At 62.9% G+C, this 245-nt stretch carries 1 pseudogene; it reads left to right on the top strand.

The window, feature by feature from the left end:
• Positions 1-245, top strand: a pseudogene (locus Q4563_RS21845) (dihydroxy-acid dehydratase domain-containing protein); the annotation flags it as partial.

Genomic DNA, 245 nt, shown 5'->3' with positions numbered 1-245 from the left:
ATTTTATTGCGGTGGTGCGTTATCAGGGCCCCAACGCCATCGGCATGCCCGAGCTGCATAAACTGACGCCGTTTTTGGGCACGCTGCAAGACAAGGGCTTCAAGGTGGCGCTGGTGACCGACGGCCGTATGTCCGGAGCCTCCGGCAAAGTCCCGGCGGCGATCCATGTCTGGCCAGAAGCCCAACTGGGCGGGCCGTTGGCGCATGTGCAGGACGGCGACCGGATTCGTCTCGATGCTACGACC

The organism is Gilvimarinus sp. 1_MG-2023 (assembly GCF_030548285.1).
This window is presented reverse-complemented; position numbering and strand designations above follow the sequence as displayed.